The organism is Mucilaginibacter sp., from assembly GCF_965277465.1.
Lineage (GTDB): Bacteria > Bacteroidota > Bacteroidia > Sphingobacteriales > Sphingobacteriaceae > Mucilaginibacter.
On record NZ_CBDICW010000001.1, the window covers coordinates 920,335 to 934,679 of the forward strand.

At 42.3% G+C, this 14,345-nt stretch carries 11 protein-coding genes; 3 read left to right on the top strand and 8 right to left on the bottom strand.

The features are described from left to right. Positions 1–197: 197 nt before the first annotated feature. A complete protein-coding gene (locus ACQY4U_RS04260; protein WP_428328150.1) occupies positions 198–1,286 on the top strand; it encodes an acyltransferase family protein in 1,089 nt (362 codons plus the stop codon). Positions 1,287–1,346: 60 nt separating this feature from the next. Here the strand turns inward: ACQY4U_RS04260 and ACQY4U_RS04265 are convergent, their stop codons facing one another. The 5 genes from ACQY4U_RS04265 to ACQY4U_RS04285 all read right to left on the bottom strand — a co-directional run bounded on the left by ACQY4U_RS04265 (position 1,347) and on the right by ACQY4U_RS04285 (position 6,171). Then, positions 1,347–2,111, bottom strand: a complete 765-nt coding sequence (locus ACQY4U_RS04265; protein WP_428328151.1) for an SDR family NAD(P)-dependent oxidoreductase — start codon at positions 2,109–2,111, stop codon at positions 1,347–1,349. Positions 2,112–2,191: 80 nt separating this feature from the next. Continuing rightward, positions 2,192–3,094, bottom strand: a complete 903-nt coding sequence (locus ACQY4U_RS04270; protein ID WP_428328152.1) for a glycosyltransferase family 2 protein — start codon at positions 3,092–3,094, stop codon at positions 2,192–2,194. A 10-nt stretch (positions 3,095–3,104) separates the two neighbouring features. Next, complete coding sequence (locus tag ACQY4U_RS04275) at positions 3,105–4,007, bottom strand: glycosyltransferase family 8 protein (protein WP_428328153.1); 903 nt, start codon at positions 4,005–4,007, stop codon at positions 3,105–3,107. Positions 4,008–4,187: 180 nt separating this feature from the next. Next, a complete protein-coding gene (locus ACQY4U_RS04280; protein WP_428328154.1) occupies positions 4,188–4,607 on the bottom strand; it encodes a hypothetical protein in 420 nt (139 codons plus the stop codon). Positions 4,608–4,659: 52 nt separating this feature from the next. Next, positions 4,660–6,171 carry an LruC domain-containing protein gene (locus ACQY4U_RS04285; RefSeq protein ID WP_428328155.1) on the bottom strand — a complete coding sequence of 504 codons (1,512 nt, stop codon included), beginning with the start codon at positions 6,169–6,171 and terminating at the stop codon, positions 4,660–4,662. Between the two features lie 787 nt (positions 6,172–6,958). Between ACQY4U_RS04285 and ACQY4U_RS04290 the strand changes: the two genes are divergently transcribed. Further along, the gene (locus tag ACQY4U_RS04290) at positions 6,959–7,120 is read left to right on the top strand and encodes a hypothetical protein (protein ID WP_428328156.1); all 162 of its coding nucleotides are present in this window, start codon (positions 6,959–6,961) and stop codon (positions 7,118–7,120) included. Between the two features lie 66 nt (positions 7,121–7,186). Here the strand turns inward: ACQY4U_RS04290 and ACQY4U_RS04295 are convergent, their stop codons facing one another. The 3 genes from ACQY4U_RS04295 to ACQY4U_RS04305 all read right to left on the bottom strand — a co-directional run bounded on the left by ACQY4U_RS04295 (position 7,187) and on the right by ACQY4U_RS04305 (position 12,106). Next, positions 7,187–9,928, bottom strand: coding sequence for a family 78 glycoside hydrolase catalytic domain (locus tag ACQY4U_RS04295; protein ID WP_428328157.1), 2,742 nt, complete (start codon positions 9,926–9,928; stop codon positions 7,187–7,189). A 146-nt stretch (positions 9,929–10,074) separates the two neighbouring features. Beyond that, positions 10,075–10,719: an START domain-containing protein gene (locus ACQY4U_RS04300; RefSeq protein ID WP_428328158.1), complete on the bottom strand. Its 645-nt coding sequence runs from the start codon at positions 10,717–10,719 to the stop codon at positions 10,075–10,077. A 193-nt stretch (positions 10,720–10,912) separates the two neighbouring features. Further along, positions 10,913–12,106 (bottom strand): anhydro-N-acetylmuramic acid kinase, encoded by a 1,194-nt coding sequence (locus ACQY4U_RS04305; protein ID WP_428328159.1) that lies wholly within the window; start codon positions 12,104–12,106, stop codon positions 10,913–10,915. Positions 12,107–12,291: 185 nt separating this feature from the next. Here ACQY4U_RS04305 and nagB point away from each other — a divergent pair, with 185 nt between their 5' ends. Continuing rightward, positions 12,292–14,211, top strand: a complete 1,920-nt coding sequence (nagB, locus tag ACQY4U_RS04310) for a glucosamine-6-phosphate deaminase (protein WP_428328160.1) — start codon at positions 12,292–12,294, stop codon at positions 14,209–14,211. Positions 14,212–14,345: the final 134 nt, after the last annotated feature.

Here is a 14,345-nt window from a genome sequence, read left to right on the forward strand (position 1 = left end):
CTGATGTAAAGAAAAGCATTAACCCCAATAAAATAAAGAAGGCATAGTATTTTAGAGTGCTTTTGTTGGGGGGTATTTATAACCCACAACAATCTCTTTCAAGTTAAACTTGCGGTACTTGCAATTTTTAGTTAATCTTGAAACTAACGCAACCCCGGCGTAAACCGGCTACCAATTTAGCCTTACATAAACATTCTATGAGTATAAATAACAGTAGTCCCGACATTTTGAAAACTAAACATCATTTTGAAATTCTTGACGGGTTAAGGGGTGTGGCTGCGGTAGCAATTGTCACTTTTCATTTTATGGAATGGGTTATTTCCGACTATAGCAAAAACTTTATCGGGCATGGCTTTTTGGCTGTCGACTTTTTTTTCTGCCTGTCGGGATTTGTTATTGGTTATGCTTATGACGACCGGATAGGGAAAATGGGGGTGATTGAATTCTTTAAATCAAGGATAATCAGGCTGCACCCATTGGTAATTTTAGGTTCGGTATTGGGGTTGTTTACTTTCTTGTTCGATCCGTTTGGGGGGCCTGCTGCATTATACAGCGCCGGGAAAATCGCATTGATATTTTTGAGCTCGATTTTGATGATTCCGTTACCCATAATGGCCGAGCGATCATTTAACCTGTTCAGTTTTAATGCGCCGGCATGGTCGTTATTTTGGGAGTATGTTGCCAATATTTTTTACGCCTTTATCCTTTACCGGGTTAGCCGCAACTACCTGCTTTTATTAACGTTGGTTGCAGCATTTGCCCTTTGTTTTGTTGCCTACAGGGCAAGTGGATTAATGGGTGGCTGGGGTGGTCCAAACTTTTGGGATGGCTGCGCCCGGATCTCCTATTCGTTTTTAGCAGGGCTGCTGGTTTACCGCTCCAAATGGATCATTAAAAATAGATTGGGCTTTTTGGGGATAGCCCTGTTGCTCGTATTATCGTTCCTAATGCCCTATTTTAAATGGAACTGGCTGGTAGAAACGGGGGTGGTAATCCTTTATTTCCCATTGCTGGTAGCCTTAGGCGCAGGGGCCACATTAACGCAAGGCTTCAAAAAACTCTGTGTATTCTCGGGGAAGATCTCTTATCCTCTTTACATGACGCATTATGCAGCCATCTGGATGTTTTCAAACTATTACATCAGCCATAAACCTGCTGGCAGCCAACTGTTTTTTATTGTAACAAGCGGCGTGATCCTGTTAGTAGGCTTAGCCTATTTAGCAATGGTTTTATACGATATACCCGTACGCAGGTATTTAACTGCCAAAAGGAAACAAGGGTTATAACATAAACGGGGCGTAGGCTAATCAATAACCCTGTGCCCCGTTATACAATAAAGTTTAGTGTTATAATTGCATCCCACCGGATACTTCTATGCGCTGGCCATTAACCCAGCGTGCATCCTCTGTACATAAAAAAGGAACGACGCCGCCAATATCTTCGGCTACGCCTGGCCTGCCTAAAGCGGTTACATTGCTTATATATTGTTTTAGCTGTTCATCGTTCCTGAGGTGGCCTCCGCCAAAATCTGTTAATACAGCCCCGGGAGCAATAACATTTGCCCTGATACCGCGCGCACCTAATTCTTTCGCCTGGTATCGGGTTAAAATTTCGGTTGCGCCTTTCATAGATGCATAAGCCGAAGACCCTGGTACCGCAATACGGGTGAGGCCCGACGATACATTAACAATACCACCGCCATTGTTCATCAACGGCAGCATTTTTTGCGTTAAAAAGTAAACGCCTTTAAAATGAATGTTCAGCAATTCGTCAAACATATCTTCGGTTACATCGGCAATGGGGGCATACCCGCCAATGCCTGCATTATTAACCAAAAAATCGAAATGAGTTGCTTCAAATGTGTGTTGTAATACACCCTGCAGCTGCGAAGCAAAAGAAACAAAGCTTTTTATATCGCCGGTATTAAGTTGAAGCGTTGCGGCTTTTTGGCCGCTTTGTTGTATTTGTGCCACTACGTTCTGTGCATCATCAGCCTGGCTATTGTAGGTAAGGATCACATCAAGTCCCTTTTCGGCAAGGCGGAGTGCCATATCTTTGCCCAAACCTCGGCTGCCGCCGGTAACAAGCGCTATTTTATTTATCTGTTCCATGTTGATTACTTTTTATAATGCAAAGATGAAGAGATTAACCCGGCTTTAGTTTGTAGTAATCAATCCGTTATTTGCAAAAATCAAATTATTAATGTGTTGCGTTTGCTGCTTTTTAAACTCTTTTTATATTGCTCGGCAGTGCTTTTATCATAAACTGCCGGTTTTTTAAGATAGGTGGTTATGTTTAGCAGCCCTTCAACAATTCGCAAAAATACAGCGTTAAACAATCCCTTATTCTTGATGATAGTGCGCGTGCCTGTCCATATTTTATATCTATCTTCTTTTACAGGTATAACACTGCCAAACTGCATTAGCGAAAGTGTCAGCATGCCATCTTCACCCCTTAAATTTTCCATTATGTAACCCACCTTTAAGGCATATAACCTTACAAAACCCATCGTCATTCCAAGGCTATTTAAAAAGGGGCGGTGCTGGTGCCTTACTACAGCTATAACATCTTTCATTTTTTCGTAAATTGATAATTTCCACCTTGGTGTTATTTTATTGCCGATAAAAGAGTAACGCCCGTAAACACAAACAACATCAGGGCTTTTTAGTGCAGCAAGCATCCCATCAATCCATCCTTCCGGATAAATGCAGTCAGCATCAGCAGTTAATATATATTTCCCTTTTGCTTGTTCTAAGCCCAATTGCCGGGCCGGGCCACAGCCCTGGATAGTTTGAATAAAGGTTTTTACGTGTAGTTTCTCTAAAACCTCCTGTGTTCTGTCTGTTGAATTATTGTTTACCACTATAAACTCAACTGGAACCGAGGTAGTGCTATCAACAAGCGAACGGATGGTCGACAATAAATCTACTTCTTCGTTCCAAACAGAAATTATAATACTTACTTCAGGTTGCTCACTCGTTAATCTGTCAAGTTTTAGATTAATAGCGTTGTATAGTGTATCTGGAATTTCATCGATACAGGAGTAAGTGTTCATGTATTTTTTGAGCCAGCCGGGATTATTTAAACCATTCATAAAATAAAATTTAGAGGGTATTATAAATTAGTCGGCGTTGAATTTTAAATGCGATGTTTTTTAACTTTTTAACATATCTATTCAACTCACTTATTGGTTTGAAATTGTGCCATAGGGTAAGATTGAGGTAGTGGTTAAACAATAGCTTATAGGCAGTATTGTGGGTATAGCTTTTATAAATTGGTTTTCGTGAAATAAAATGAATCAGGAAAGGGTTTTTTATGTTTTCTGAAGCAAAGCAGTTCCAGCGGCTATCAAGCTCAAGCCATTGGTTAGCAAGCACTATATTAAGGGCATACTGATCGGGGTAATTAGCGTATTTTTTATTATTTGCCACGCAATCAATTGTCCGTTGCGTTATATTTAACGCTACCCACCGGGGTATATCAATTAATAGTAGCCCGGTATTGAAGTATTTAGTATCGGCAGGAAAACCCAGTTCTTTGTAGTTGGCAACGCCACCCCAGCTATTGCTAAAGGTAAGCAAGCGTGGATCCTGCACGGCGGCTATTATTTTATCTCCTAAATTTATTTTCCAAACCTTGCTTATATCTTCCAAAACAATCATGTCAACATCTAAATACAAGGCTTTTTGAGTGCCGGGCGCAACAATGTTTGGGATAAACAAACGCATATATATATTTAGCGGAAACGATGAATGATCAATAGGTAAACTAACCTCTGGAGTTATCGCATCTTTCATGCTGATCCACGATAGATCAATCATATTGCTATCAATCGAATTTTTCAGTTTGGTTTTACTTTTTGTTTTTACACCATCTGCTATAATATATAAGTGAATCTTTTCGCTGGTTTTATGAGTTGTTTCTATAGATTTTATCAGCGCCGCCAATAAAACAATATAATGCTCATCAGTTACTACAATTATGGATATTACGTTTGATGCAGGCATGTGTAATTTAATACTACGTGAAGAAACACTCACTTTCAGTTTATATAATGTTATGCGGCAGTTTAAAAACCTTCAACATATAATTAAATAGCTAATAGCTTCAGCTTAAAGTCAATGGATAATAAATAATAAGATAGCCTGATAATTACCAGGCTATCTTATCAAGAAAAAGTCTGAAACTTAAATACCGATAGAGGTAGTTAAATCGGCAGTGCCTACCTGAGCTATTTGTGTAGTAGTTGATTTATCAGGCGCAGTTTTAACTATATATACCTGTTTTATTAAGTTAGATAAATATATTTTGCTCTTAAATGCGATACTATTGGTAGCTGATCCTTTGGCAAGCAGGCTCGAACCTGTTGCAGGGTCGCCGTTATATACCGAAACTAAGTAAATACTGGCCGCAAATCTGGTATCGGTTACGTTTACAGTGAAATTTACGTTTCTTGAATTTTGCCAGTTAAAGCCTGCCGGCACACTTATGTTAGCTGTTGCTTTTACAGCTGATGTGCCAGATGTTGGTGTTACCTCTTGTGTGGTTTTACAAGCGCCTAAAGCAAATATACAAACTACGGTAAGGCTATATAATATTATTTTCATGTGGTTATTTTTTATTTATAAGTATTTTAAATGTTTGGTTGGTAAGGTGGTTTTATTGTATGTAAATCAAAGATTGATTTCTGTAGCCATCAGCTACATTTGAATACCAGTCAAGATATAATGTACCGCCTGATTGTGCCCAGTCGCCAAAGTGTAAATAAGCTGCAGTAATATCAGCACCCTCTATCGGGTAGTTAAATGTTGATGTAGGTACACTGATTGCATACGGTAAGCCGGTTTTTGTTACATAATATTTTCCTGTAGCTAAACTGGTATTGTCATCAACTGTTCCAAACACGGTTTTATCAGCCAGGTCTGTTGGCAATTTGCCGGGTAAATGAACTTCAAGGCGGGATGTGCCTGCAAGGTGATAAATAAATGGATTGTAATCAGTACCAAACGCGCTTAGTGTAGGGCCATTAGCTACATTAAAGCTAACTATATAGCTTAATGCCGGCACCTTAACGGCAGTTGGGATGGTATTCCATCCTTTCATTTCTGATCGCATGTTTGTAAACACAACAACAACAGCATTGCTTTGCCCGGCTTCTAAGGTTCCTCCTGTCATCCCGCTCACGCTTGAAGCAGGTATTGGGAATTGAACACCAAATCCGTTTCCGTTGTTACCACCGGTAGCCATTAAAGTGAAATAGCCTATAACCTGTACAACTACATTTTGTGCGTTGGTTATTACATTGTATTTATAAGCCATAACTAAATCGTTCATATCAAAATCGCCTTTTTTAGGCCATTGATCTTCAAAAGCAACGGTTGAGCCAAGGGCAGAAGAGTAATTGTTGTATGCTTTAGTAGGATCATTAGGATAATCGTCCAGGTTATCGGCAACACCGTCACCGTCTGAATCTTTTATCTGTAGCGCTAATGCAAATGCTGTATTAGTATCCATTGTTACAGCACCATTTAGCGCAAAAAGGCGTCCTGTTGTGGTTGCACCGGTTGTCATGGTAATACTTGCGGTAGCAATTATATTTCCTAAAAAGGTAGTATAGGTGCCAATAGTACCTGATGAACCTAATTGCCAGTAAACGTTAGGGCCTTTGCCACCGCTGCTCATAACAACTTTCGAGTAGCTGGCAGTAGTAAGTGTTGATCCTGCTTTAAAAATAAAAACAGCGTTAGGGTCGCCACCGTCATTAAGTGTTAGCGTGCCTGTTAGCTGTGCTGATGAGCTAAAGTTATAAACACCTGGTTTTAATGTTTTACCGCCCAGATCCTGACCTGTTAAATCAGTAGTAGTAGCCTGACCGGCAAGATTTGTGTAGGCAGCCTGCGCACTTACCTGTGCCGGGCCGGCTAATGAGGGTGCGCCAGAATAGAATTGGCCTGCTAAGATAACTCCGGGAAGGAATCCTGTTAAGGCAGATCCCGGGCTAACGCCAATATTGCCTGTAACCACTGTAGGGCCGGTATTTGTTACCGTTGAATAACCGAGTACAGCAAAACTTTGCGCTGCACCTAAAGAAGGGGCAGTTTGCGCAAATGCCATGCGGGTTGAGGCTGTACTTAAAAGTACAGCTCCCATTAAAATTGTAGTAAATTTCATAAAAGAAATTAATTAAGGGGGGTTGAAAGTTATCAGGCCAATAAAGCCTGCATCGCTTAGTGCGGACTGTTACGGATATAAGATTTATATGTTTCATTTATATATGCTTATATATAAATATATATTTTTTAGTCATTATTTAACGCTTCAGGTTACATACTGTAACACTTAAGCAATAAATGAGCGACTAAACGAAAACATTGAAATTTAAATATATGTGGGTTGTATAACAGGTTGGATTTATAAAGTGGAAATGCAATTTGACACTACAGATTATTAATATCAATAATTATATATTTATTAATATTATATTTTTTTAATATTGTTATATTATTATTAATTGATAATAATAATTGAAGGCTTACCTAAATCCTCTACAAAGGAGAGGATTTTAAAAGCAGGATGGAGAAACCCCTACCTTCCTTTCTCCGAGGAGGGAATTGAATATAATTTGTGTTAAATAACAATCATCGTTCCGCTCATAGCCGCGGGGGCTTTTCACTTTCCCTTAGATGGAATTAACCAAAGATCAAGTCAGAAAAAAGCTTCCCCGCTGCAGGCCATACGCCCATGCCCGCTCTTTCTGACAGGCCTTTACCTGCTTTTTGATTTTCATGTTTTTTAAAAGTACAGGGCTGTGCTTTTGAAAAGTTGTAAGATTAAAGCAGGTATAGGAATGTCAAAAAAAATAATTTCCGGAGTAATAATACGATCAACATAAAATAAATTACGCTACCTAAAACTTATTTCACTATTTAGATATTATATCACTTAAAAAAAACTAATTATGAAAAAGTTATATTACCCCTCCGCATTTTTATTATTGTTATGCCTTAGCAGCTGTTCTGTTATCGGCGGAATTTTTAAGGCTGGTGCCGTTGTTGGTATAATTGCCGTTGTTGTGGTTATCGGGATCATTATATGGATAGCCTCCATGTTCAGAAAATAGTATATAGAAATTTAGCTGGATGATGTTGCTCGCGAAAAGCATTCAACATCATCCAGCTAAATCAAATTACTGCAAGGGTGCAGCTGTACTAAATTTATAGCTGCCTGAGCCGGCATTTACCACCACATAGCCTGTTACGGGTTCGGCCATTGTAATGCCTGTGGCGGATGCTAATGGCTTGCCATTTTCCATAACAGTGCTGCCACTATTAGCAGGGATATAAATGGTAGCAGTTGTATTAGCCGGGATCTCCACATCAAGATTAAAATTACCGGCATCTAAATTCCAATGCGAGCTGATCTTACCGTAATTGGTTTCATAATCTGCCGAGGCGTTTTGCAGTTTGCCGCCAATGGTTGGCTTTATGATTATCTGTTTATAGCCAGGGCCTTCGTCTTTAGTATCAATACCTGCAATAACGCGGTACATCCAGTCGCCAATGGCGCCGTAGGCGTAATGGTTATAGGAGTTCATGGTGGGTGTTTCAAATGTGCCATCGGGGCGTATGCCGTCCCATCTTTCCCAAATAGTAGTAGCCCCCATTTTTACAGGATATAACCAAGATGGGTAAGTATCCTGCAATAAAAGCCGGTATGCAATATTTGAATAGCCAAAACGGCTTAGTACATGGCAAATATATGGTGTGCCTAAAAAGCCGGTGGTAAGGTGATCGCCATAGCGCCTGATATTATTTACCAGCCTGGTGGCTGCCTGTTGCCTTAAGTTTTCGGGCAGCATATCAAATTCAAGCGCAAGCACGTAAGCCGTTTGCGTATCTGACGAGATCAAGCCGTTTGGCGTAACATATTCCCTCAAATAAGCATCCTTAATTTTAGCAAGCAAAGCTGTATAATAGTTTTCATCATCTGTTTTACCCAATACTTTTGCCGTATTGATCAGCAATTGTGTTGAGTAGGCATAAAAGCATTGGGCTATTAAGTACTTATTGGTAATGGCCGAGCTGCCGTCCGTATCATCATTAAGGCTATAAAAAAGCCAGTCGCCAAAGTGATTGCCGGTATTCCACAAATCATTTTTGCTGCGTTGCTGCATATAGTTAACCCATGCTTTCATGCTGGTATACTGATCTTCTAATATGCGTTTGTCGCCATAAGCCACATACATATTCCACGGAACAATGGTTGATACATCTGCCCACCCGGTGCTTCCGCCAAGTGAGCCCCCGGTTGGCCTTAAAACATCCGGAATAACAAAGGGAACACTTCCGCTTGGGTATTGATCGGCAGCAACATCTTTTAGCCATTTGGCAAAAAAGTTATGGGCGTTCATATTAAAGGTAGCCGTGCGCGAAAATACCTGCGCGTCGCCGGTCCAGCCTAAGCGCTCATCACGTTGAGGGCAGTCGGTAGGTACATCTAAAAAGTTACCTTTTTGCCCCCATTGTATGTTGTGCTGTAACTGGTTGATGAGCGCATTTGAGCAGGAGAAACTTCCCATTGGCTTCATGTCTGAATAAAGCGCAACAGCGGTAAAATCCTCAGGCTTGAGGTCACCGGGATAGCCTTCAACCTTTATAAAGCGGAAACCCTGCCAGGTAAACTGCGGCTCAAAGCTTTCTTCGCCGCCTCCTTTCAGTATATAGGTATCCTGTGAACGGGCCGTACGCAGGTTCTCGGTATAAAAATTACCTTCCTTGTCAATTACCTCCGCATGCGAAATGGTGATCTTATCGCCAGCATGGCCGCTTACTTTCATCTGCACCCAGCCTACCAGGTTTTGTCCAAAATCAATTACCTGCTCGCCTTTTGGTGTTTTAAATATTTTAACCGGCTTAAATGTTTCATGCTTTTTTACCGGCTCATTATAGGTGGCTATCAATATATTTTTAGGGAAATCCTTTACCGTTACACCCGACCAGCTTTTATCATCAAAGCTTGCAGCCGACCAGTTTTTTTGCTGCATCCGGTTATCAACCGTAGCGCCATAATAGATTTCGGCAAAACGAACGGGCCCGGTTGAAGATTTCCAGCTATTATCAGATACGATAGTTTCCTTTGTGCCATCGGTATAAGTAACTTCCATCTGGAATAGCAGGGCAATATCTTTTCCATAAAGATTAGGTTTAGGGTCATAACCAAAATAACCACGATACCAGCCGTTGCCTAAAGTTGCACCAACGGCATTTTTGCCGGGCTGTAAAAGGCTGGTAACATCATAAACCTGGTATTGCAGGCGTTTGTTGTAGCTGGTCCAGCCGGGGGTTAAATAAGCATCGCCAACGCGGTGGCCATTTATTTGCGCCTCGTACAAACCATGCGAAGTAATATATGCCAATGCCGAAGCTACCTTTTTGTTTAGCGCAAACCCTTTGCGAAACAAGGGGCTTGGCCGGGTAAGTGAATCCTCCACATAGCCGGGGGTTATCCATTGTGCTTTCCAGTCGGCAGAGGTAAGCAGCCCCATCCTGAAGGTGGCGGGTTCACTCCATTCACTTGCTTTACCGCTATTATCCCAAACCTTAACCTGCCAGTAATATTTTTGTGCGGGCAATAACGTTTCGCCTTTATAGGGTACGTAAGCAGATTGATCTGACGTGATCTTTCCACTGTTCCAAACATCATGCTTTCCTTTGTTAAGCCCTGTAAAAGTGCTTACCTTAATTTCATAGGCGATTTGCATTACACCGCGTTTATCGGCTGCAAATAGTTGCCAGCTAAAGCGTGGGGTTAATGCATCAATACTGATGGGGTTGGGTTGGTTTTCGGTAAGTAAATGCTGCACTTTTACCTGCGCAAAACAAAATGCGGCCATAAATAAGGCAAGCAATAAAAGAGTTAACTTTCTCATTTGTTAGATAAAAAAAAGGTCTGTTTAAAATGGTTAGCCAAATTAAATATATGCTTTTTATTATCCATCCTGTACTATCTGTAATTGAGATTCAGGTCTTATTTAATAAGATAGGAAAATTGAAAGTTGCCTTACGCCTGTAAAGTTTAATTAACAATAAACGAAAGCCTTGCGTTTTTATAGACAGGCTTTTGTAATTGTATTTTAAGCTTTTTAAATATCTGTTGCGGGCCTTCGGTAGCAAACAGGTTAATAAGCCAGGCAGGCAGGGCGCCTCCCGGGTCTACATGCAGGGTGTAAACAACATTTATAATCCCCCCGGCAACGGGCGTAATTATCCATTTGCCTTTTGAATGTCCAATTCTTACTATCCCTGTCTTTTCGGGCACTAATCCGGGTATGGCCGGGCCATCAACAGTAACTATTTTAGTGACTGGGTCCTGAGTTATGGTTAAATGGGCTACAAAGTCGCGGTTTTGCAGGGGCCATGGCAGGTTTATTTCAGAGTAATAATACAGCTCATTTGGGGCAACCTGTTTTACCAGCGAGCATGATTTGGTGTGATAAACCCATTGCGGGCAAGACTTAACATCAAGCAGCAGGGTAACAAATTGTGATAGCGTACCCTCAAATTGACACTCCACCTTAACGGCCTTTATTTTTGATTCGGGTACTATACTGGTATATATTTTAATGCCGTCCTTATCGGTACTCAGCTTCCAGTCGGTTTGTGCCCATGCGGGGATCATCCTTAACCAAACAATAAAAAATATGAACAGAGCTTTATACATTGAATTAAACGCGATAAGGTGTTTTTAATTAAGAGATTAAAAATCCATTATTTAACGTTGTTTTTAGTCATGCCCGGGTCAATTGAAAAATTAATTACAGAATTATGAGATAAGCGCGAAGCATATATAAAGGATAATTTTATTTCCTTAAAAAGAAAAATGTAACAATAAATAGAAGTAAAGCTAAAAGCTATTATAAAGTAAAGCTGAATTTTCCCATTAAAACTGCGGAGTTACTACCTATGGCAATGGGCTCGCCGCACAAGGCCTCATTACCTAAAAGGGCAAATAATATGGCCTCTTTAGCATCCGGGTCAATGCCTAATGAGCTGGTATCGGTAATGGTAGTGTGGGCTAAGGTCTTTTTTAAATGATGGATGATGTAAGGATTTCTGGCACCACCACCGCTGGTAAATATTTTAATAGCATCAGCCTTAAAGTTTGCCGATATAAAATTGGCAATTGATCTGGCAGTGAAAGCGCTTAAAGTACAGATCAGATCATGGTTACTGATTGTTGAGGCGCCCGATTGCTGCATAGCGTTTTCTACATACGCTATACTGAATAATTCCGGCCCGGTAGTTTTGGGTAGCGGCTCATTAAAAAAAGGATGATCGAGCAAGGATTTTAATAAAGGTTCGTTTACATTTCCGGCTAATGCAATCTTTGAGTCTTCGTCATAAGGCACATTAAAATATTTGCGGCAGGCTGCATCTATCAGGGTATTCCCGGGGCCAATATCGGTACATAAAATATTGTTGTAATTCCCGTCGGCAGGCAAAAAAGTAAGGTTAGCAATGCCGCCAATATTAAGCAGTATGCGGTTCTCGCCGGGTTTGCTGGCTAACAATACATCGCCATAAAGAGCTAAGGGAGCGCCCTCGCCACCGGCGGCAATATGTTTCTGCCGGAAATCGCTGATAGTGAAGATCCCTGTTTTTACCGCCAGGTGATCGCCATCTCCAATTTGCAGCGTAGCGTTTGGATAGTTGGCTTGTTGGTGTAATCGCTTTGGGGCATGGTAGATAGTTTGCCCATGGCTGGCTATAAAATCAACTGCTGATGGTTGTATATTCCAGCCGGCAAGGGCCTGCAAAACTAATCCGGCATGAAAATTACCAATGTAGGCATTAAGAAGGCAAACTTTTTCAAGGCTGGTTTGCTTTTGGGCAAATACCTGCTGCACTTCCTTTTTAAATGCATTATTATAAGGAATAGTTATAAAGTTGAGCAGTTTAAAAGCTGTGTTTAAGCCGTTCCCGGTAAAGCTGCAAAGGGCAATGTCAAGCCCATCCAATGAGGTACCCGACATGAGGCCGATACCCAATTTTTCTGTTTTTTGGGCAATGCCGATAAGCTTTTGCAGGTTTTGATTCAAAGCTAACATGGGCTCAAATTAGTTAATTGTTAAGCGATGTACAAAAGTTAAATTAATAACCATAGTATCTAAACATATCTGATATATTTGTTTTCACCATTTTTTAAGTTATAAGTCTGAAGTCAGGGGTCTTTTCAAAAAAAGGCTTTTGGGTTGCAGCCGTATGACTTAAATTGATAACCAACAATTAAACCATGGCGCGATTAAATTTATTAGAAGAGACGCGGTACGAGAAGCTACCGGTAAGCGTGTACGAGAGCAGGGAAGCAGGCTCGAAGGCGGTAGCAGATCGGATAGCGAAGCTGATCAAAGACAAAGAGTCAAAAGGCGAAAAGACGGTACTTGGCCTGGCCACAGGGGTAACGCCGGTAGCGGTGTATGCCGAACTGGTACGCAAACACAAAGAAGAAGGGCTGAGCTTTAAGAACGTGATCACGTTCAACCTGGACGAATACTACCCGATGCAGCCGGATGCGGCGCAGAGCTATGTAACGTTCATGAACGAGCACCTGTTCAGCCATGTAGATATAGTAAAAGAGCATGTACATATCCCTGACGGGACATTGGATAAAGACGCAGTAGCAGCGTTTTGCCTGGATTACGAGCAAAAGATCACCAAATTAGGCGGGCTGGATTTGCAGATACTGGGGATAGGGCGTACGGGCCACATCGGCTTTAACGAACCCGGCTCGGCCCCTAACTCAGGTACCCGGTTGGTTACACTGGATGACCTGACGCGGAACGATGCCTCAAGAGACTTCGGAGGTAAACAAAACGTACCGACGAAGGCGATCACGATGGGGATCGGCACGATCTTCAAGGCCAGGGAGATCATCCTGATGGCCTGGAGCCTGAAAAAGGCACCGATCATCAAGAAAGCAGTAGAAGGCGAGATCTCGGGCGAAGTACCGGCAACCTACCTGCAATTATCCGACCATGTAGAATTTGTGCTGGATGCAGCAGCAGCCAGCTCACTGACCCGCTTTGATACCCCCTGGCTGGTAAAAGACTGCGTGTGGGAAAACACGCTGAAAAAGAAAGCCGTGATCTGGCTGGCCAATACGACGGATAAGCCGATCCTGAAACTAACAGAAGAAGACTACAATAACCATGGGATGGCGCAGTTAGCGGTAGAACAGGGCCCGGTATACAATATCAATATAGACATCTTTAACCAGCTGCAGCATACGATCACGGGCTGGCCGGGCGGTAAACCCGATGCGGACGACAGCCAGCGTCCGGAAAGGGCACAACCGGCACGCAAAAGAGCGATCATCTTCTCGCCGCACCCGGATGACGATGTGATCTCGATGGGGGGCACGTTCATAAGGCTGGTAGACCAGGGGCATGATGTACACGTAGCGTACCAGACCTCGGGGAATACAGCGGTATGGGATGATGACGTACTGCGCTTTGTAGAATTCGCGATAGACTTTAACCAAAGCATCGGGGAGGATAACAGCAGGCTGAAGAACATCTACGAAGAGATGCGGGCGTTTATCCCGACAAAACAACCCAACCAGGTAGATACAAAAGAGATCAGGGATGTAAAAGGGTTTATCCGGAAGACAGAAGCGATCTCGGGAGCACGCTATGCAGGACTGAGCGACGACCATATCCACTTTATGGCGCTGCCATTCTACGAAACCGGGAAGATCAAGAAGAACACGGCGGGAGAAGAAGACATCCGGCTGACGATGGAACTGCTGCAGCAGGTAAAACCGGAGCAGGTGTTTGCAGCGGGCGACTTTGCGGACCCTAACGGGACACATCTGGTGTGCTTCAATATCATCCTTGCGGCACTGCGCAGGCTAAGCGAAACAGAAGCCTGGGTAAAAGACTGCTGGCTGTGGATGTACCGTGGGGCATGGCAGGAGTTTGACACGTACGAGATAGAGATGGCCGTACCGCTGTCGCCGCAGGAGGTGATCCGGAAGCGGAACGCGATCTTTAAGCACCAGAGCCAGAAGGACAGGCCGGTATTCCCGGGAGATGATGCCAGGGAGTTCTGGGTGAGGGCAGAGGACCGTACCCGCGAAACGGCCAAATGTTACGACAAGTTAGGCATGGCCGAATACGAAGCCATGGAAGCGTTTGTAAGGTATAAATGGTAAACCCGGCCATAGCCATAGAATGAATTTTACAGATTACTGCCGGGGGGGGTATCAACCCTGGCAGTAATCTTATTGATAATACCGTACTATATAGTTGAACAGCCTTATTTACTTTAAATTGTGTTGCTTTTTAA

Excerpts from the sequence above, each read along its gene's own strand:
- ACQY4U_RS04295 (WP_428328157.1), bottom strand. The coding sequence starts at position 9,928 with ATGAGAAAGTTAACTCTTTTATTGCTTGCCTTATTTATGGCCGCATTT.
- nagB (WP_428328160.1), top strand. The coding sequence starts at position 12,292 with ATGGCGCGATTAAATTTATTAGAAGAGACGCGGTACGAGAAGCTACCG.
- ACQY4U_RS04305 (WP_428328159.1), bottom strand. The coding sequence starts at position 12,106 with ATGTTAGCTTTGAATCAAAACCTGCAAAAGCTTATCGGCATTGCCCAA.
- ACQY4U_RS04290 (WP_428328156.1), top strand. The coding sequence starts at position 6,959 with ATGAAAAAGTTATATTACCCCTCCGCATTTTTATTATTGTTATGCCTT.
- ACQY4U_RS04275 (WP_428328153.1), bottom strand. The coding sequence starts at position 4,007 with ATGCCTGCATCAAACGTAATATCCATAATTGTAGTAACTGATGAGCAT.
- ACQY4U_RS04270 (WP_428328152.1), bottom strand. The coding sequence starts at position 3,094 with ATGAATGGTTTAAATAATCCCGGCTGGCTCAAAAAATACATGAACACT.
- ACQY4U_RS04260 (WP_428328150.1), top strand. The coding sequence starts at position 198 with ATGAGTATAAATAACAGTAGTCCCGACATTTTGAAAACTAAACATCAT.
- ACQY4U_RS04285 (WP_428328155.1), bottom strand. The coding sequence starts at position 6,171 with ATGAAATTTACTACAATTTTAATGGGAGCTGTACTTTTAAGTACAGCC.
- ACQY4U_RS04300 (WP_428328158.1), bottom strand. The coding sequence starts at position 10,719 with ATGTATAAAGCTCTGTTCATATTTTTTATTGTTTGGTTAAGGATGATC.
- ACQY4U_RS04280 (WP_428328154.1), bottom strand. The coding sequence starts at position 4,607 with ATGAAAATAATATTATATAGCCTTACCGTAGTTTGTATATTTGCTTTA.
- ACQY4U_RS04265 (WP_428328151.1), bottom strand. The coding sequence starts at position 2,111 with ATGGAACAGATAAATAAAATAGCGCTTGTTACCGGCGGCAGCCGAGGT.